The organism is Phyllobacterium zundukense (assembly GCF_002764115.1).
Classification (GTDB): Bacteria; Pseudomonadota; Alphaproteobacteria; order Rhizobiales; family Rhizobiaceae; genus Phyllobacterium; species Phyllobacterium zundukense.
This window is the reverse complement of the sequence record NZ_CP017940.1, coordinates 361,660-380,778: the sequence shown is the minus strand read 5'-3', so window position 1 is coordinate 380,778 and position 19,119 is coordinate 361,660. Positions and strand designations below refer to the sequence as shown.

The following is a 19,119-nucleotide window of genomic DNA, read 5'->3' as shown; positions in this document are numbered from 1 at the left end:
GTGAGTTATCATATGAGTGAGAGCTATAAGAGCACAGTGCTCAACCGAGCTCAGGCAGCAGGCAATTGGACCGAAGCCGATCGCCCGCTGGTCATCATCGTGGATGACGACGACAGCCTTCGCGAGTCACTGCACGAACTTATGCAGTCAGCGGGCCTCGACTCGATCAGCTTCGCCTCCACGCGCGAATTCCTTGAGGCCGAACTTCCGGATCGGCCAGGCTGCCTCGTTGCTGATGTGCGGATGCCGGGCGTGAGCGGACTGGATCTCCAACACCGACTAGTCGAAAGCGGCGACGCCAAGCCGATCGTCTTTCTAACGGCCCATGGCGACATCCCGATGTCGGTGCAAGCGATGAAGGCAGGAGCAGTCGACTTCCTCACCAAGCCGGTGCGTGACCAGACGCTGCTCGATGCGATCGCGACAGGCATTGAGCGCGATATCAAGCAGCTGGCGCACTCGCGGATGGTGAAGGAGCACCTAAGCAAGCTCGCGCTGCTCACTCCGCGCGAACGTCAGGTGCTGCGAGAAGTTGCGGTTGGACGGTTGAACAAGCAGATCGCGTTCTACCTCAGCATCAGCGAGATCACCGTCAAGCTCCACCGCTCCAACGTTATGCGCAAGATGCAGTTGACTTCCGTCGGCGAACTTGTTCGCGTCTGGGAGGCGCTGCCTGCTGAGGTGCGCGAGAGGGTGGATGCCTAGGGGGCATATACCGCGCGTCGCGACGAATCGAGGAAGCGCGCCGTCAGGCCCCTCCATCTCGCACTTCATCAGTGAACTCATGTGGAACGGGTGGACGGACACGGCTCAGTGATGCCCCGGCCCTCGACGGGGGCCCTCATGCCAGCACATCAATGGGCTGCGCGACCCGAGCCGCCCTGCTGAGGCGCCGAATGACGCCCATGACGAGTCCCCAGGCAGCGGCCGTGATCGCGACGCACACCGCGGCGAGGCTCGCATAGCCCGCCGCTGCAATCGCGGCACCAGCGACCAGGGGGCCGGCGGCAAAGCCGAGCAGATAGGCAGATCCCGCCGCCGCGGCCCAACGCCCGCTGCGGTCAAGCTCGGCGGCGAGGCCGAACAGGTAAGGGATCGAGAAGTAGTAAATGACGACCGAGACGACGAGGGCGACAACGTAGGCCGTCGGGTTATGCCAGAGACAGAGCGCGAGCGTGATGAGCGAGAAGCCAACGCAGAACCCCGTAATGGGGATCGCCCGGCCCCAGCGAACGTTGAGCGCAGTGGCGGCTCCTGCGCCTGCCAGACCGACCAGCGACGCGACCGTCAGCGCATAGCCGACCGCGGTCGTGTCGAGGCCCGCCAGCTCGCGCAGGGGCGCGCTGAACGCGTAGATCGCGGCGGAGACTGTCAGGTAGAGCCCGATCGCCGCGAGCGTCATCACACCGAGTAGCGGGGAAGCCTGAATCACGTCCGCCGCAGTTCCGTCGCCGCTTTTGGCGCGGGCGTCGGGAATGAGAAAAAGGAGCGGCGCGAGCGCGAGGGTTACGCCCGCGATCAGAGAGAGGATGCCGCGATGCGTGAAGGCGGCGGTTAGCTGACCGCCGATGGCGAAGAGCGCAACGCTACCCAAGGCCCAGACGACCTGAAAATAGCCGTAAACCTTGTCCGGGTTGCTGGAACGGGAGCAGACGATGGAGAGCGACACGGCGTAAAGCGCGCCCTCGCCGACGCCCGCGAGGCCGCGCAGAAGGGTGAGCGACCCCGCCGAAGCACTGAAGATCGATGCGCCTTGGGCGAGCAACGTCAGGGCGACGGCGACGCCGGCGACACGCCGATAGGAAACCCGAGGCAGGACGGGTGCGATTGCGATCGCAGTGACGGCGAGCGCCAAGAACTCGACAAAAATAATGAAGCCGGCATCGCGTTCCGATAGCGAAAGACCGTCCATCAACCCGCCAATCACAAATGGCGACATCTGCGGGACCAACCCGCCGATCACCTGCGCGGCGATCGCGCCGATGACGAGGGATGCAGGATCGCGAGGCGTCGAAGAATCGCGAGCGGTTTCGGTCATGCTGCGGCTGCCCTCTCCTGCAAACCGATGATCATTTAATGTTGCGTCACGCATTCGGCGAGACCGGCATCAACGTTTAGGCACGAAGTACGGCACGGCCGGCGGGTGACAGCCAGGATCGTATCACTGGGTGGCCGGACACGTCGAGAGACATTGAGATTTACAAGAACACGGATGCAGCGATTCGTAAACTCGGCGCGCCGCCAGCGTGATGAATGCCGTCGGCGCCGATCACAACTACATGTTATTTAGCGCTGTTCTCTAGGACTGCCTCGGTTATCGAGTTCGGCAGCCGCCGCGGCGTCTCGATCAGACCAAGCAGTGGCATGACGACGACGAAGAACGCGAAATAGTAAAGCGTCGCCAACTGGGACAATAAGACGTAAACGCCTTCCGCCGGCCGCGAGCCCAGCCAGCCAAGGAAAATCCCGTTGATGACGAAGAGCAGGAAGAACAGCCTGTACCACGGCCGGTAGACCGCGGAGCGCACCTTTGCCGTGTCGAGCCACGGCACGAAGATGAGCACGGCGATAGCTCCGAACATGGCCAGCACGCCGCCGAGCTTGGAATCGATCGGCCCGATGCTGAAGGTGATGGCACGCAGGATCGCGTAGAACGGCAGGAAATACCATTCGGGAACAATATGGGCCGGCGTCTTGAGCGGGTCGGCGATCGTGTAGTTGTCGGGATGGCCGAGATAGTTCGGCATGTAGAAAACGAAATAGGCCAATACGAGCAGGAAGATCACAATCCCAAAGGCGTCTTTAACGGTCGCGTGAGGCGTAAAGTCCACGACATCAGTCACCGACTTTACCTCAACGCCGGTTGGATTATTCTGGCCGACTACGTGAAGCGCCCAGATGTGCAGGGTCACCACACCGACAAGCATGAATGGCAGCAGGTAGTGCAGCGCAAAGAAGCGATTGAGCGTCGGATTGTCGACCGCGAAGCCGCCCAGCAGCAATTGCTGAATCCAGTCGCCGACCAGCGGGATGGCGGTGAAGAAGTTGGTGATGACTGTAGCCCCCCAGAACGACATCTGTCCCCAGGGTAGCACGTAGCCCATAAAGGCCGTCGCCATCATCAGCAGTAAATTGGTGCAGCCGAGCACCCACAGAAGCTCGCGTGGCGCCTTGAACGAGCCATAATAGAGGCCCCGGCCGATGTGTATGTAGACGGCGATGAAGAAGAACGACGCGCCATTCGAATGCAGATAGCGCAACAGCCAGCCCGAATTCACGTCGCGCATGATCTTCTCGACTGACAAGAACGCCAACGCAGTATCGGGAGCATAATGCATCGCCAGCACGACGCCGGTGAGTATCTGCGAAGCCAGCATGACCGTGAGAATCCCGCCGAACGTATAGGCGTAGTTCAGGTTGCGCGGGACGGGATAGACGATGAAGGAATCGTACACCATCTGCGGCAGCGGCAGGCGGGATTCGAGCCAGCGCGCAATACCCGTCCTTGGCGTATAGGTCGAATGGTCACCGCTCATCGGGTTTCTCCCTGTAGCCTGAATCTCACCTCCGGTCGTGGCCGATTTGCCCTGCCGCGACAGCGGAGAAGGTTTATTCGGGAGCCTTTGGACTTCTAGAGACGGCGGCCTCGGCTCGCGCCGCGCGTGCGTAAGATCGCCGGGCCGCCGCGTTGGCAAAATCAATCAAAATGCCGTCGCGTTTCGCCAGCCGTTTCCCTGCGTCAACGCCCCAGAGTCTCAAGACGATCGTCAGCAATTTCGAAAGTGCGAAACGTAGCGTCATTTCGATTTCCCTCATGCAGGTTACGGACGACCCACTTTGCCAAACTTACGAGGTGTGAGCCATCATGCTGAGGGACGCGTGCGTTCGATACTTTGGTATATGGTTTCGTCAGTAAAGGACTGTAGCGGACTGTCGAGGACGCCGTGGTATCTGTTCCCTCATGGGTTGCGATCAGGCGCTGCGGATGCGGCGGCGTTCGCTGAGCCAGCCTTCAGATTATAGCAACCCAGTCACTTGTGGTCATCAAGCCACCTCCAATTCGTCTTGCGCGTTATCACCTTCGGTAGGAGCCATCCAAACCTATGGATGGGATGTCTGAGCTCGGCATCTCAGCTAATTTTGATGTGAGAGCGGTGTTAACCGGACGCGACAGAGATGATGAATGCAGGGGTTTTTCCGGTTTCTTCCTGCAGCCAACGAATTGGCAGGCGAGCATCCCACCTGTCCGGCTCCGCCCCGCAAGGAGATTGCCGCATGAATGACCATACACCGATTGAAACAATCGACGCGTCTCGTCGTGACCTGCTTCTGCTTGGGGCTAGCGCGACGGTTTTGGCGGCATTGCCTTCACTGGCGTTCAGTGCCGAACGTATTCCACCAACCAGTTCCAGCAATCAAGGCGAAAGGACGAATGACATGGGCATACTCAAACCCAAGGATGGTACCGACCTTTACTATAAGGACTGGGGAACGGGACAGCCGATCGTCTTTCATCACGGCTGGCCGCTCTCCAGCGACGATTGGGATACCCAGATGCTCTTCTTTTTGGGCAAGGGTTACCGCGTCATCGCTCATGACCGCCGTGGACATGGACGCTCATCCCAAACCGCCACCGGGAATGACATGGATACCTATGCTGCCGATTTCGCCGAACTGGCAGCGTCGCTCGACTTGCGGGACGCCATTCATGTTGGGCATTCGACCGGCGGCGGCGAAGCTGCCCACTACGTCGCACGCCACGGCAAGGATCGCGTCGCCAAGCTGGTGCTGATAAGTGCCGTTCCCCCGATCATGGTGAAAACCGCTGCGAACCCGGGCGGTTTGCCGATTGAAGTCTTGGATGGTCTGCGTACTGAACTCGCGGCCAACCGCTCGCAGTTCTACTGGAATTTCCCGATCCCGTTCTATGGTTTCAACCGCGAAGGCGCGACCATATCCGATCCACTCCGCATGAACTGGTGGAGGCAGGGCATGATGGGGGGAGCAAAAGCGCACTACGACTGCATCAAAGCCTTTTCGGCAACGGATTTCACCGAAGACCTGAAAGTGATCGACGTCCCTACGCTCGTAATGCATGGCGACGACGACCAGATCGTCCCTATCGCCGACTCCGCGCTCCTGTCGGCGAAGCTTTTGAAACATGGGACACTAAAGGTCTACGAGACGTATCCGCACGGAATGTGCACGACCCATGCCGACGTCATCAATGCGGATCTTCTAGCGTTCATAAGAAGTTGAGTGATGTCTGCGGCCGATGACGTTGTGGCATCGGCGAGTTCGGAACGGACTGCAGCGACGACTGGCAGGTCGTCGCTGTCGACGCCTCGAAGACGCTCCTGCCCAATTTGAGTGTTTGTGAGACACGATGGTTCGGGAAGACAAGCTTGTTATAGACGCGCTTCTCCTCGGCTATCGTTCCCGGCCGCTTGGATTGGCATTGAAGCGATGGGTTCCGAGTTCGGCATCAAACTGGGGGTCAGAGGATTGATCGTTTCGGGCGCGCCATTAAAATCTCCTCATAATCAACAGATTGTCGAAACGCGTGCGGTCTCGCGAGCAGCCATAGCTCGAAGATTCGTCAAGATTGAGCTGAGCCCGACGCGATGATGGCGCGAACGAAGCGGTTCAGACTGTCTTCAACAAAACGTTCCACCTTTTCTTGCGGATCGAAACTCCACCAGAGAAGTGAACCTTGCCATTGCGAGGCCATCAGCAGCCCTATTTCCGGCGGTGTATTCGGCACCCCAGAAAAGCAATCTTCAAGAGCATTCGACAATATAACCTTCCAGGCTGCCCCGCGCGCCCGAAGAGTGGGGTCACGGAGATCTTCGCGTAGGACGAGCAAGCCTTCCGCGTAGGATTCGATCCCTCCATAGTCCTTAGAAAGCGCTATCAGAAGTTCGACCGCGCCCTCGGCGGTCTTTGGGACGATGGCTGCGAGCTTTGCCGTCTTCTCATCCAATCGATCCCAGGCATAAAGCAAGGTATTTTGCTTGAGCCCAGCCATGTTCTCGAAGCGCTGAACGAGCGTTGCAGGAGAAAGACCACACGCCTTTGCCAGTCGCGCAAAGGTGAGTGCCTCCGGTCCGTGCTCATGTATCAACTGGTAAGCGATCTTCAATACACTCTCGTCAGATAGCGTTTTAGGTCGAGTCATCTTGACATCCATTTATAACCGAATAATCATTTATATATAATTCTAAAGCCGATACCAATCCGTTAACGGGTAAATTACAGTTTTGGGAGGGTTCGATGACGTTAGAAGGCAAAGTCGCATTGGTCGCCGGCGGAACGCGTGGCGCGGGTCGGGGTATTGCAGTTGAATTGGGGGCGGCCGGAGCAACGGTCTATGTGACCGGACGGACAACGCGCAACCAGCAATCCAAATATGCGCGTCCCGAAACTATTGAGGAAACGGCGGAGCTGGTATCCGCGTTTGGTGGCAAAGGCATCGCAGTTCAGGTCGATCACCTCGTTCCTGACGACGTTCGAAATCTGGTTGATCGCATTCGCTCCGAACAGGGCCGTCTTGACGTGCTTGTCAACGATATCTGGGGCGGGGAGAAGCTTTTCGAATGGAACAAGCCTGTTTGGGAGCACAACCTTCAGAACGGATTGCGCATGCTAAGGCTTGGCATCGATACGCATCTGATAACGGCGCATCATGCGCTCCCGCTGCTGATCGAGCGTCCCGGAGGACTTCTGGTCGAGGTGACCGACGGCACTGCCGAATACAATGCGGACCACTACCGGCTCTCGCCCTTCTACGATCTGGCGAAAACGGCTGTGAACCGCATGGCATGGGCGCATGCCAAAGATCTCGCACCGCATGGCGCTACATCGGTCTGCCTGACGCCGGGGTGGCTGCGTTCGGAGATGATGCTGGAGGCGTTTGGCGTGACCGAGGAAAACTGGCGCGATGCGACGGCGAGGATACCGCACTTTGTGATTTCCGAGACCCCGAGGTTCGTCGGGCGTGCCGTTGCGGCTCTTGCGGCTGATCCGGATCGTTCGCGTTGGAACGGGCAATCGCTTTCCAGCGGTGGATTGGCCCAGATCTATGGCTTTACTGACCTTGACGGCTCCCGTCCCGACGCTTGGCGGTATGTTCCGGAAGTGCAGGATGCCGGAAAGCCGGCCGATGCCACCGGTTATCGATAGGCCACAACTTCTGATGCCGTGAGTGCTTATGGAACGATTTCAGGTATCGCGCTGTTATCGATAGCCGGCGTCATCGCCGGTTCACGAGCGGAGCCAGATGATGTTTGGCAAATTATTCACACGGATCGCCAACAAGGTTGCGCTGGCAGCGGGCAAACCCCTTACCTTCGTTCTATGCTGTCTGATCGTGGTTGTATGGGGCATCAGTGGCCCGATCTTCGGTTTCTCGGACACCTGGCAACTGATCATCAACACCGGTACAACCATCATCACTTTCCTGATGGTTTTCCTTATCCAGAACACACAAAACCGTGACGGGGTTGCGATACAGGCCAAACTCGATGAACTCGTCCGTGTTACCGAGGCCAAGAACGCCTTCATTGGCATCGAACACCTGACCGAGGAAGAAGTCGAAAAATTCCGCAGGCAATGTGAAGCCGCCGCCAAAAAAGCCGACAAGGAGCGGGCCGAGCGGGCGGTAAAACAGACGCAGCGGCGCTCTTCATCCAGAACATCGAAGGCGAAAGCGCGGGTCTGATTGTGGCATTAGTTTGAGCGCCCAGATTCCGCCTGATTGATCCCCCAGTTCGTTGCAAAGCAGCTATGCAAAAACGTCACTGCAAGTTTCGCCAGCCGTTCACTATATCCAGCTCACCGATCGAGAAATGATCCAACAAACAAGAACTTATAGGTGAGTGAAATGAATCTGATCCGCTCTTACAATAACTGGCGCCGCTATCGTGACACCGTCACGGAACTCAGCCGCCTGTCCGCACGTGAACTGAATGACCTCGGCATCTCCCGCGGCGATATCTCCTTCGTCGCCAAGAAGGCCGCTTCGGCTCAGTAATCGAATATAATTCACGTCCGGGGTACTCCTCCTCCCAAGCCACGGACGTCTAAAGACCGGCACTCCTCCCTCCCAGCCGGTCTTTACAAATAGCACCCACCGCACCTCCTCCCGCGGTGGGTGTTGTTTTTTGGACCATAGCCTCGCCGCATGGCAGCATTGCACCCCTCACCCTTTCCTCGTAACAGTCGAAGACTGACAGACGGGAGACATTTATGGCGGGCGGTATCCACCACATCACACTGATCACGCGCAAGGTGCAGGAAAACGTCGATTTCTATGTCGGCTTCCTCGGTCTGCGTCTCGTCAAGCAAACGGGTGGTTACGAGGATGCGACCCAGCTCCACCTTTTGTATGGAGATGGGACCGGCACACCTGGATCGCTCATTACCTTTCTTGTTTGGGAAGATGGCTCACCCGGCCGTGTCGGCTATGGACAGCCCAGTGAGATTGCGCTGGCTATCGCACCCGAAAGCATCGGCTTCTGGCTGACCCGCGCCCTGCAATTCAACGTCGCAACATCAGGGCCGGCACAGGAATTCGGCGAGCCGGTTGTTCGCCTCTTCGATCCAGACGGCGTCATCGTGAAACTTGTGGGGTCGGAAAGCGTCAAGGCCGGAGATATCTGGCCTAGCGACGGAATTCCTGCAGCTGATGCGATACGGCATATTCGCGGTGCAACGATCCTCACTGAAAAACCCCAGGAAACATGTACTTTCCTCGAAAGTTATTTCTCATACACCGCCAGCGATCAAAGCGAGACGATCACAAGAATGGTTTCAGCATCCGGTGATTGTGTCGACGTTCGCGATGCAACGGGCTTCTGGAGTTCCGCACCCGGCACCGGGACGATTGACCACATCGCCTTTCGCGCTGCGGATATTCCAGAAGTCAACGCAACCTATGATCGTCTGATAGCGGAAGGTGCAGATGCAACAGCAATGCATGACCGCAAATATTTCCATTCCATCTATGTGCGCGAGCCCGGCGGCACACTGTTCGAAATGGCGACCGATGGCCCCGGCATGCTGATCGACGAGGAACCGGAAACTCTCGGTTCCCGGCTGTTCATCCCGCCGCATTTCGCCGCGGAAGCAGAAAACCTGAAAGTGATGCTGCCGCAATTCGGTCTTCCGAGGGAAGAGCGCTTCATCTATCGCGAACTTCCCTTCATTCATCGGGTCTACACGCCAGACCAACCAAACGGACAAACGCTGGTCCTCCTGCATGGAACCGGCGGTAATGAAGCCAGTCTTATACCTCTCGCTGCAAAGGTGGCGCCCGATGCAACGTTGATCGGGCTGCGCGGGCGCAGCAATGAAGAAGGTTCGGCCCGCTGGTTCCGGCGTTTTGGGCCACTCAGCTTCGACCAGAAGGACATTCGCTCCGAAGCCGAGGCACTTGCCGCGTTCATTGAGGGCGCGGTCGAGGCCTATGGACTCGATCTCCAGCAGACGGCCTTTCTCGGTTATTCCAATGGCGCGAACCTGCTTGCCGCAATGATGCAGTTGCATCCAGGCTTGGTTCGCAAAGCAGTTCTTTTGCGGGCAACGAAGGTTCTCAAAGAAACGCCGGAAGCTGATCTCGGGGACACGAGAATTCTTGCCGTCACCGGCGACCACGACCTCTTTGGGGCACACGCGCCCGCGCTCGAAGCGGAATTAAAGAAAGCCGGCGCCGACATTGCGACCAAAAGCGTATCGGCCGGTCATGAAACCGGACCGCACGACATCGAGGCTGTCCGGCAATGGCTGATTTCATAGAAGAACAGGCCGGTGTTAAGTCGGCCTGTTCTTCAGCTATTACGTTTATACCAGCGGCTTGAGTCCGGCCTCAATGGAGGCACGCTTGCCTTCGAGGAAGGGCGGCAACGACAGCCCTTCACCCAGCGTCTCCAGTGGCTCGTCAACTGTGAAGCCCGGACCATCCGTCGCGATTTCGAACAGAATGCCATTTGGCTCGCGAAAATACAGCGAACGGAAGTAGTAACGCTCGACCTCGCCGCTTGACGGCATGCGGAATCCCTTCAACCGCTCGGTCCATTCATGCAATTGCTGCACGTCCGGTGCACGAAACGCCACATGATGGACGGCGCCCGCGCCCTGCCTTGCAACGGCAAGGTCTGGTTGAACCGCAACATGCAGCTCAGCTGCCGGACCGCCTTCACCCATGGCGAATACATGGACATGGCCCGCACCATCCGGAGACGGATATGTATTGACCTGACACATGTTCATTACATGCAGAAGGATGGCTTCCGTATTGGTGATGTCAGGCACGCTGATAGTGATCGGGCCAAGACCGCGAATCTGGTGCTCCGCAGGAACCGGGCTCCTGTCCCAGGGATGCGATGGCCCGGCACCGCCATCATTGATCAAACGGAACCGCTGTCCTTCAGCATCCTCGAAATCAAGTGATTCATAGCCGCCGACCTCGGCAACATCGCCGGATTTCACGCCAAGTTCAGTAAAGCGGGCTTTCCACCAATCGAGACTGGACTTGCTACCAACGCGCAAACCGGTGCGCGAGATGCTGTGCGTGCCACGACGCTCGGGGCCAACTGGCCAGTCGAAGAATGTCAGATCGGTTCCTGGCGTTGCTTCACCGTCCGCATAGAATAGATGGTAGGCGCTCGTATCATCCTGGTTGACGGTTTTCTTGACGAGCCGCAAGCCAAGGGTTTGGGTATAGAAGCGCAGATTTTCCGGCGCATTCGCCGTGATGGCAGTCAGGTGATGAACGCCCGTCAGTTGTAAGGTCATTGAAGCCTCCTGAATTGGTTTGTTGCGGCTCGATCGCCGTTGGAGTGAATATCTGCGCTGCTCCTCCCCCAATAAAGAGCGGTTCTTTGCAACTCATGTTCGTTCAGAACGAACGAACAGGGCAAACTAGCCTTCCAAGTCACCACTGTGTGCACTATGGTAGAACCATGAAGTGGCGGTTTGACGATCTTCTCACTTTTTTGGATGTGATGGAAACCGGCAGTATTACTGCCACGGCGGCGCGTCTCAACCTGTCGAAATCTGTTGTCAGCAAACGCATCACGGATTTGGAAGGCGCTCTGGGCATAGAACTGTTTCAGCGATCGCCTCGAAAACTGACTGCATCCGACAATGCGCTGGATTTTGTCGAGCGTATCAGGCCCCTGGTTCGCGAGATCACCGAGACTGCCGATACGGTTGGCGAACGGCACAGCGCTATTCGCGGAAATCTGCGTATCGCCGCCCCCATGACATTCGGAACGCTTTATCTTGGCCGCATGATCGCCGATTTCGCCCGGCAGTATCCCGACCTCGAAATCGCCGTGGAATTTGAAGACCGCATGGTCGATCTGGTGCGTGGCGGTTACGATGTCGGTATCCGCATCGGCATCCTGCGCGATTCAAGCTTGATTGCCCGCAAACTCTGTACAGACGCCCGCGTCATTTGCTGCAGCCCGGACTTTGCTGCGACCAATGGCCTGCCGAGGAACCTTGAAGAATTAAGCGGTTTCGCCTGCATCGACTATTCGAACGTCAATACCAGCCAGTTGTGGCAATTCGAGAACTTGGCCTCTCCCGCCGAGCCGATCTCTGTGGCGATGCACGGACGTATCGTCGCCAATAATGGTGAGGCAATGCGCGATATGGCAATCGCGGGTTTGGGATTGGTCCTGCTTCCCATGTTCATCGCCGCCGACGCATTGCGCGCCGGGACCCTCATTGCCGTGCTCACCGAAGCCCGGCCGCTTCCCTACAAGATATATGCGGTCTATCCACCAACCCGGCATGTTTCGGCAAAGGTTCGCGCCTTCATCGATCATCTGGTCCGTCACATCGGCGACCCGCCCATATGGCAGATGTCGGATGTTCTTGGGACCCGCAATGCCTGATTCCGCCCCGCGCTACCCGAATCACTTAAGCCGGTTTGCAAGCTCCGACAGTGCTCAATCCCGAATTTCATAGCCGGTTTTTCAAAAAACCCTGTAAACACTGGGTATAAACCCGCTTTTTGCGTGCTCTTCCTGATGACAGGGCGGGAATCGCGTGCCATACAGACGCCTCCGATCAACGAATATACTGAGGAAACCGCCAAATGAATACGTCCGATCTTATCGAGAAGCTCGTTGCTGATCAGGGTCTTACAAAGGTTCAGTCCAAGGCGATTGTTGATAGCGTTCTTAAGGGTATCACCGATTCCGTAGTAGCCGGCGATGAAGTTTCGCTGCCAGGTTTCGGCAAGTTCAAGGTTCAGTCGCGCGCCGCCCGCGAAGGCCGTAACCCAGCGACCGGCGCAACGATCAAAATCGCAGCTTCAAAGAAGGTTGCCTTCCAGCCTGCAAAGGCTCTGAAGGACGCTCTGAACGGCTAATTCCGTTCGTTGTGAGTTCAAAAAGGGCGGTGCATTGCACCGCCTTTTTTATTGGCCGCTCTTTTCGGCCGGATAGAAGACGGTGTTTTACGGTGGAATCCTGTCTGCTTCGCCATAAATCCGCCCAGTCTTTGTTGCAGGTGACATTTGCGTGATTGAGCAATTTGCGCAGTTGCGGTAAGGCTTTATCAACTATAACGGATGCATTTATGGGGTTGCGGATGGCAAATCCGCACGATTTGGTCCTTGGCAAATGAGACTGGCAAACCGGTAATAATTGCAGTGATGAAGATACCGACACATATCCTGGCGCCATTGATGCTCGTCCTGTTCCTGGCTGGATGCCAGGGTTCGTCGATCGACGACCTTTCGCCGAATGGTGCGGCTACCCAATTACCGGAAAAGCTGGTGAAGAGCATGAAGGCGAAGGGCATAAGCACCACGTCGCCAGTCATGTTCCGCATTTTCAAGGAAGAAAGCGTCCTTGAAGTCTGGAAGCGCAAGGACAATGGCCGCTATGACATGGTCACCAGCTACCAGATCTGCAAATGGTCCGGCAAACTGGGGCCCAAATTCATCGAAGGCGACCGTCAGGCGCCAGAAGGGTTCTATGCGGTACGCCCGGCACAAATGAACCCGAAATCAAGCTATTACCTGTCGTTCAACACCGGCTTTCCCAACGGATTGGACCGCGCCCTTGGCCGCACCGGCGCGAATTTGATGGTACATGGCGCTTGCTCGTCCTCGGGTTGCTACTCGATGACCGATGCTCAGGTCGCGCAAATCTATGCTTTTGCGCGCGATGCCTTCAAGGGTGGTCAGGACTCGATCCAGCTTGAAGCCTTTCCGTTCCGCATGACTGCCGCCAACATGGCGCGCTATCGCGAAGATCCGAATTACACTTTCTGGAAGAACCTGAAGGAAGGCTATGATCATTTCGAGATCACCAAGGTGCCGCCGAAGGTGGATGTGTGCGAGAAGAAATATGTCTTCAACCACACCTCCGATCCCAATGCGCCGATTGCCGCAACTAGCACCTGTCCGCCTTCCGATCAGCCCGAATCGTTGAAGATGGCCTATCAATCCTATCAGACCAGCTACGAGACGGCTTTCTCGTCCATGGTCGGCAAGGGCAGGATCCAGCCGCCGAGCCGTTCCATCCAGGGTCTCACCGAAGCCAAGATCATCGCCGACTGGAGCGCCCGCCGCGCGCGCGGTGAACGTGTGACTCAGGAACCGCCTTCCCTGTCCCCGCAGGATAAGGACGCTGCATCGAAGCCGCAAGTCATGGTTCGGCTTGCTTCCGCTGTTGCCGCGGATAAGGCCAAGGAAGAGCGCGAAGCCTCCAAAAGAAGCCGCATGACGAAAATGACCGCCTCGGCTGCACCGATGTCCGTCCCCGCCGCACCTACAGTTCAGCAGCCGGCACCAGCCCCGCAGACCACTGCAGCGCTGACCCCAGGAGCGCCTGCGCCCGCGGCCGAACAGCCAGCCCCTGTTAAAAAGGCCTGGTGGAAGATTATCGGCAACTAGACTGCAGAAAGAGCATTGTATGGATGCCGAGCTTTACGATCTTCGCGGTCTGAATTGCCCTTTGCCAGTGCTCAAGACACGCAGGAAACTACAGGACATGGCTGCTGGGAGCCGGATATGGGTCGAGACGAGCGATCCCCTGGCCGTGATCGACATGCCGAATTTTTGCCTGAACGACGGCCACCGGCTGATTGAAACGCTCAGCATCGACGGCGGTCATCGCTTCCACATCGAGCGCGGATAATCAGCGCAGTTTCACGCCCGATATTGCCAGAGGATTGTCGAACAGCGCCGTGCCGTCCGGCATGTCGATCTGTGGCTGGCCCAGAAATGCATTGAAAAGCTGGGTGACATAGCTCTCCGGCAAATCCTTGACGATCATCACCAGACGCGTCTCGCGAATACCCTCTGGCCAGCCGGCGAGCCTTGCCGGCGGATGGAAAATCTGCTGCACGCCATGGATGACCAGCGGACGCTCCGGATCATCCGCCAGTTGCACGATGCCCTTGACCCGCAACAGTTTCTCGCCATGCGTCGAGCGCAGCAGGTCGAGGAACATATCAAAGCTGGATAGTGCCACAGGTGAGTCATGCTTCAGCGAGAATGAACGTATCGACGCGTCGTGCCGGTTGACATCATGGTGATGGTGATCGTGGGCATCATGGTCGTGGCCATGCCCGTGGTGGTGGTGATCGATTTCACCGCGTTCATGCCCGCGATCGCGGTAGGCTTCGGATTTCAGCCAGCGCTGCACGTCCACCGTCTTTGTTTCGGGGTTATAAACACCGCACTCGAATAGCGCCGCATAGCCAGTACGCTGGTCACCGACATCGATCAGATCAGCACCGGGGTTGAGCGCTGACAGACGCGCACGCAGCGCTGGAAGGTCTTGCGCAGCTTCCGGCAAATCCGTCTTGGTTATGACGATGCGATCCGCCACGGCAGCCTGTTTCACCGCTTCTTCGTGTGCATCGAGCGTCGCCATGCCGTTGACCGCGTCGACGGTCGTGATGACGCCGTCGACACGGAAGGCCTGAAGCAATACAGGATGCCCCATAATGGCATGCAAAACCGGTGCTGGATCGGCAAGACCGGTGGTCTCGATGATCACCCGTTTTAAGCGCTGCAATTTGCCAGTCTGCACGCGGTCGATCAGGTCCGCCAGCGTGTCGACCAATTCGCCGCGCACGGTGCAGCACAGGCAACCGTCGGAAAGCTCGATAATGCCCTCGCTGGCTTTCTCCACCAGCAGATGATCAATGCCCACATCGCCAAACTCGTTGATGATAACGGCCGTGTCGGCAAGAGCCGGATCTTTCAGCAGCCGATTGAGCAAGGTCGTCTTGCCAGAGCCCAAAAAGCCCGTGAGCACCGAAACCGGTATTGGAGCATCAGCCACTAGTTTACCGCCTTCATTGCATTGCTCGCGTCAGTCACCGACGACCGATCCGGCCGTGGCATGGGAACCGGAATCCGGTTCATCTCCATACCAACCAAATTTATCTTCGCGGGCAGCAATGCCACCTTTTCCAATGCCGGTTCATGATCCATCCGGTTCATATAGGGTGACCCCTGGACAATATGACCCTCCAGGTCCTTCCCGTCCCAGGTATCCGAGCCGGACACTTCTTTGGAACAGACCGTTGGGCGCATATTGACCGCCACGTCGCGGGTTGGTGAACCATAAGGCTGCAGCGTATCAATTGTCGCACCAGTTCCATGGGTCTCGAAACCCTTGGCAAGCAATTCCGCTGCCTTTGTCGCGCGCGTCGTCAGCTTCAACTCACCGAGGACGACGGTGATGATCGTCCTGCCGTTACGGGTCGCCGAGCCGATCAGATTGTAGCCGGAGGGGCAAACGAACCCGGTCTTCATGCCATCGGCGCCCTGGAAGCGGCCGATCAGTGCATTCAGATTCGGTTGAGGCTTTTTGCCGCCATAGTCGATGGCTTCAATATCGAAGTAGTGCGCATATTGCGGAAATTCCCGGCGCAATTGCAGGGTCAGGATCGCCATATCGCGTGCCGTCGTATAGTGGTCGTCCGAATGCAGCCCGTTCGAGTTGACGAAATGCGAGCCATACATCCCAAGACGTCTGGCTTCATCATTCATCATTGCAGCAAATTTGTCCGATGAGCCGCCCAAAGTCTCGCCAACCGCCATGGCGACATCATTGGCAGACTTGACCAGCATGATCTTGAGGGCATTGTCGAGGGTGAGTTCAGACCCGACCTTGTATCCCATCTTGCTCGGCGGCTGTTTGGCGGCAAGGGCCGTGATCCTGATCGGCGTGTCGAGCGTAATTTGACCAGATTGAATCATGCGGAACGCAACGTAGACCGTCATCAGTTTGGTCGTAGAGGCGGGATACCACCGCTGGAAAGCATCTTCCTGGGAAAGGATTTCGCCGGTACCCGCGTCAACGGTAATATTCGCGCCGGCGAATGCCGTCGATACCCCGGCAACCGCCGATACGACGCAACCCGAAAGAAAGAGTGCTACAGTTTTCCGCATTCCTGAAATCCGAACCGTTTGTATAAAGAACCTGAAAAGGCATTAAGCCGCGCTTCACGCCGGGCGGCAATGGCCTTATCTATCTTATGTGGCAGGCAAAAGGCAAAACACCTTTATTCTGTTCACCGAAATGTCAGATCCGGATTTGGAGTTATTTTCGAAATGCCCTTGCTCAATCGCGCAATCGAAATGCAGGACGAGGTTTCGCAGTGGCGACGCCATCTGCACGAGAACCCGGAACTGATGTTCGACGTGCACGAAACCGCCGCGTTCGTCGCGGATAAACTGCGTCTTTTCGGGTGCGATGCGGTGGAAACGGGCATCGGCCGCACTGGCGTCGTCGGCATTATACGCGGGCGCCATGGCGAAGGTCCAACGGTGGGCCTGCGCTCCGATATGGATGCACTCCCGCTGACCGAGATCACCGGCAAGCCCTGGGCGTCCCAGAGTGCCGGCAAGATGCATGCCTGCGGTCATGACGGTCACACGGCGATGCTGCTGGGCGCAGCGCAATATCTGGCCGAGACACGCAATTTCAAGGGTTCCGTTGCCGTGATCTTCCAACCCGCAGAAGAAGGCGGCGGCGGCGGCCGCGAAATGGTCAAGGACGGCATGATGGAGCGCTTTTCCATCTCTGAAGTCTATGGCATGCACAATATTCCCGGCCTTCCCATCGGCGAGTTTGCCATTCGCAAGGGACCCATCATGGCGGCGACCGACGAGTTCACGATTACCGTCGAAGGCCGCGGCGGTCACGCGGCACAGCCGCACCGGACAATCGATCCGGTTGTCATTGGCGCACAACTGGTCAATGCCTTGCAGACCATCGTCTCGCGCGGCACCGATCCGCTGGATTCCGTCGTTCTCTCCGTCACCCAGTTTCACGCAGGCGATGCCCACAACATCATCCCGCAAAGGGCCGAGCTTGCAGGCACGGTCCGCACATTGCGTCCAGAAATGCGTGATTTCGCCGAGAAACGCCTGGTCGAGGTCGCCGAAGGTGTCGCCGTCGCTTTGGGTGCAACGGCAAATGTTCATTATGCCCGCAACTATCCCGTGACGTTCAACCACAGTCACGAGACGGACTTTGCAGCGAAGACAGCTCGCAATATAGCCGGAAATGGCGCGGTCAATGAAGAAGTCGCCCCGATGATGGCGGGTGAGGATTTCTCCTACATGCTGGAGGCTCGGCCTGGCGCCTTCATCTTCATCGGCAATGGCGACACCGCATCGCTGCACAATCCCGCCTATGACTTCAATGACGACGCGATCCCGCATGGTATCAGCTACTGGGTTCAGTTAGCAGAAAGCGCGCTTCCGCCCTCGTCCTGATTGTCGTCAAAATGCAGAAATTTCTGCGCATCTTCAGACTTGGCGTCGGCGTCGAAAAACAGTATGTCAGGGCATATGGTCCCGTAGCTCAGTAGGATAGAGCGACAGATTCCTAATCTGTAGGCCACTGGTTCGAATCCAGTCGGGATCACCACCACTCTTGGTAGATCACCAGTTCCATGAAAAAAGCCACCCGAACCGTCGGATGGCTTTTTGGATGCATCGCAGCCAACCCTCTCAGGCTTCCTGCGCCTCCCCATTGCGGCGGCGATAGACAATCGACGACCATAGCGAGAAGAAGATCAGCGCAGCGCCGATGACACCAGTGATCACTTCCGGAATATGGAACAGGGTCTGGCAGTACATGATTACCGCCAGCACAAGGATAGCATAGAAGGCGCCGTGTTCGAGGTATCGGTACTGGCCGAGCGTTTCCTTGTCCACCATCATGATGGTGAGCGCGCGCACATAGAAAGCGCCGATGCCAAGGCCGATGGCGATCACGAACAGATTGGTCGAGAGCGCGAAGGCACCGATGACACCATCGAACGAGAAGCTGGCGTCAAGCATTTCCAGATAAAGGAACGCGCCAAGGCCACCCTTGTGGATCGTATCCATCTGTTCCTGGGTCGCATCGAGGATAGCGCCCAGGCCTTCGACGATAAGAAAGGTCAGAAGCCCATAGATGGCGGCGGTCAGGAAGGTCACGGATTCCGCGCCTTCCAGTTGCCGCGAGAAGAAGATGATCAGGATGAGCGCCACGGCGACTTCGATGCCTTGCACCGAGGCAAAACGCGAGGCGTGGCTTTCAATAACCTTGATCCAGTGAACGTCTTTCTCGTGGTCGAAGAAAAATTTGAGCCCCACCATCAACAGGAATGTCCCGCCAAAGGCAGCAATACCGACATGAGCCTCCTGCATGATGCGCGCATATTCTTCCGGATTGGAGATGGCGAGTTTCAATGCGGATATGGGATCAATCCAGGCGGCAATCGCGACAATCGCAAGCGGAAAGATGATGCGCATGCCGAACACGGCAATGATGATGCCCCATGTCAGAAACCGCTGCTGCCAGACAGGCGTCATATCGCGCAATATCTTGGCGTTGACGATCGCGTTATCGAAGGAAAGCGAGATTTCCAGAATACCCAGCACAGCGCAGATGAATAGAACGGAGAGTGCGCCCTGCACTGTTCCGGAATAGACGAAACCTATCCATGTGCCCAGCGCCAGTCCCACAAATGTAAAAAGAAACGGCCAGATGAAGTATTTATAGGTTGCCATACGTAATTCCTGCTTGAGACTCCCTGATTGCATTTAAAGATGGGAATTCAGGACGGCGATAACCACCGAAAGAA

19 protein-coding genes and 1 tRNA gene are annotated in these 19,119 nt (G+C 57.2%); 12 read left to right on the top strand and 8 right to left on the bottom strand.

The features are described from left to right. Positions 1-12: 12 nt before the first annotated feature. Complete coding sequence (locus BLM14_RS01870) at positions 13-705, top strand: response regulator transcription factor (protein ID WP_100000983.1); 693 nt, start codon at positions 13-15, stop codon at positions 703-705. 136 nt (positions 706-841) lie between these two features. Here the strand turns inward: BLM14_RS01870 and BLM14_RS01865 are convergent, their stop codons facing one another. From BLM14_RS01865 to BLM14_RS01855, 3 genes are all read right to left on the bottom strand, one after another. Next, positions 842-2,038 (bottom strand): MFS transporter, encoded by a 1,197-nt coding sequence (locus tag BLM14_RS01865; RefSeq protein WP_099997844.1) that lies wholly within the window; start codon positions 2,036-2,038, stop codon positions 842-844. A gap of 244 nt (positions 2,039-2,282) precedes the next feature. After that, positions 2,283-3,536 carry a cytochrome b gene (locus BLM14_RS01860; RefSeq protein ID WP_099997843.1) on the bottom strand — a complete coding sequence of 418 codons (1,254 nt, stop codon included), beginning with the start codon at positions 3,534-3,536 and terminating at the stop codon, positions 2,283-2,285. 73 nt (positions 3,537-3,609) lie between these two features. After that, positions 3,610-3,801: a hypothetical protein gene (locus BLM14_RS01855; protein ID WP_099997842.1), complete on the bottom strand. Its 192-nt coding sequence runs from the start codon at positions 3,799-3,801 to the stop codon at positions 3,610-3,612. A 636-nt stretch (positions 3,802-4,437) separates the two neighbouring features. Here BLM14_RS01855 and BLM14_RS01850 point away from each other — a divergent pair. Next, positions 4,438-5,259, top strand: coding sequence for an alpha/beta fold hydrolase (locus tag BLM14_RS01850; RefSeq protein ID WP_100000982.1), 822 nt, complete (start codon positions 4,438-4,440; stop codon positions 5,257-5,259). 340 nt (positions 5,260-5,599) lie between these two features. Here BLM14_RS01850 and BLM14_RS01845 read toward each other — a convergent pair whose 3' ends face one another. Then, the gene (locus tag BLM14_RS01845; protein ID WP_418314196.1) at positions 5,600-6,190 is read right to left on the bottom strand and encodes a TetR/AcrR family transcriptional regulator; all 591 of its coding nucleotides are present in this window, start codon (positions 6,188-6,190) and stop codon (positions 5,600-5,602) included. Positions 6,191-6,273: 83 nt separating this feature from the next. Between BLM14_RS01845 and BLM14_RS01840 the strand changes: the two genes are divergently transcribed. The 4 genes from BLM14_RS01840 to BLM14_RS01825 all read left to right on the top strand — a co-directional run bounded on the left by BLM14_RS01840 (position 6,274) and on the right by BLM14_RS01825 (position 9,795). Continuing rightward, positions 6,274-7,182 carry an SDR family oxidoreductase gene (locus BLM14_RS01840; protein WP_099997841.1) on the top strand — a complete coding sequence of 303 codons (909 nt, stop codon included), beginning with the start codon at positions 6,274-6,276 and terminating at the stop codon, positions 7,180-7,182. Positions 7,183-7,282: 100 nt separating this feature from the next. Beyond that, entirely contained in the window at positions 7,283-7,720 is a 438-nt protein-coding gene (locus tag BLM14_RS01835; RefSeq protein WP_099997840.1) for a low affinity iron permease family protein, read from the top strand. Between the two features lie 162 nt (positions 7,721-7,882). Further along, the gene (locus tag BLM14_RS01830; RefSeq protein ID WP_099997839.1) at positions 7,883-8,032 is read left to right on the top strand and encodes a DUF1127 domain-containing protein; all 150 of its coding nucleotides are present in this window, start codon (positions 7,883-7,885) and stop codon (positions 8,030-8,032) included. 215 nt (positions 8,033-8,247) lie between these two features. Beyond that, entirely contained in the window at positions 8,248-9,795 is a 1,548-nt protein-coding gene (locus BLM14_RS01825; protein ID WP_099997838.1) for a VOC family protein, read from the top strand. 45 nt (positions 9,796-9,840) lie between these two features. Here the strand turns inward: BLM14_RS01825 and BLM14_RS01820 are convergent, their stop codons facing one another. Then, positions 9,841-10,794, bottom strand: coding sequence for a ring-cleaving dioxygenase (locus BLM14_RS01820; RefSeq protein WP_099997837.1), 954 nt, complete (start codon positions 10,792-10,794; stop codon positions 9,841-9,843). Between the two features lie 167 nt (positions 10,795-10,961). On the opposite strand from BLM14_RS01820, the gene BLM14_RS01815 reads away from it, so the two are divergent. The 4 genes from BLM14_RS01815 to BLM14_RS01800 all read left to right on the top strand — a co-directional run bounded on the left by BLM14_RS01815 (position 10,962) and on the right by BLM14_RS01800 (position 14,159). Then, complete coding sequence (locus tag BLM14_RS01815; protein ID WP_099997836.1) at positions 10,962-11,903, top strand: LysR family transcriptional regulator; 942 nt, start codon at positions 10,962-10,964, stop codon at positions 11,901-11,903. Positions 11,904-12,106: 203 nt separating this feature from the next. Beyond that, positions 12,107-12,382, top strand: a complete 276-nt coding sequence (locus BLM14_RS01810; RefSeq protein WP_099997835.1) for an HU family DNA-binding protein — start codon at positions 12,107-12,109, stop codon at positions 12,380-12,382. Positions 12,383-12,667: 285 nt separating this feature from the next. Then, positions 12,668-13,915 (top strand): L,D-transpeptidase family protein, encoded by a 1,248-nt coding sequence (locus tag BLM14_RS01805; protein WP_099997834.1) that lies wholly within the window; start codon positions 12,668-12,670, stop codon positions 13,913-13,915. A gap of 19 nt (positions 13,916-13,934) precedes the next feature. After that, on the top strand, positions 13,935-14,159 hold the full coding sequence (locus BLM14_RS01800; RefSeq protein ID WP_099997833.1) for a sulfurtransferase TusA family protein: 225 nt from the start codon (positions 13,935-13,937) through the stop codon (positions 14,157-14,159). Here BLM14_RS01800 and BLM14_RS01795 read toward each other — a convergent pair whose 3' ends face one another. Together BLM14_RS01795 and BLM14_RS01790 are read right to left on the bottom strand one after the other, a co-directional pair. Next, positions 14,160-15,314, bottom strand: coding sequence for a CobW family GTP-binding protein (locus tag BLM14_RS01795; protein WP_099997832.1), 1,155 nt, complete (start codon positions 15,312-15,314; stop codon positions 14,160-14,162). Beyond that, positions 15,314-16,429 carry a D-alanyl-D-alanine carboxypeptidase family protein gene (locus BLM14_RS01790; protein ID WP_099997831.1) on the bottom strand — a complete coding sequence of 372 codons (1,116 nt, stop codon included), beginning with the start codon at positions 16,427-16,429 and terminating at the stop codon, positions 15,314-15,316. Before BLM14_RS01790 ends, BLM14_RS01795 begins: the two co-directional genes overlap by 1 nt. 162 nt (positions 16,430-16,591) lie before the next feature. Between BLM14_RS01790 and BLM14_RS01785 the strand changes: the two genes are divergently transcribed. Beyond that, positions 16,592-17,761: a M20 aminoacylase family protein gene (locus BLM14_RS01785; RefSeq protein WP_099997830.1), complete on the top strand. Its 1,170-nt coding sequence runs from the start codon at positions 16,592-16,594 to the stop codon at positions 17,759-17,761. Between the two features lie 77 nt (positions 17,762-17,838). Beyond that, positions 17,839-17,915, top strand: a tRNA-Arg gene (locus BLM14_RS01780). An 83-nt stretch (positions 17,916-17,998) separates the two neighbouring features. On the opposite strand, the gene BLM14_RS01775 is transcribed toward BLM14_RS01780, so the two are convergent. Continuing rightward, positions 17,999-19,045 (bottom strand): DUF475 domain-containing protein, encoded by a 1,047-nt coding sequence (locus BLM14_RS01775; RefSeq protein WP_099997829.1) that lies wholly within the window; start codon positions 19,043-19,045, stop codon positions 17,999-18,001. Between the last annotated feature and the right edge of the window lie 74 nt (positions 19,046-19,119).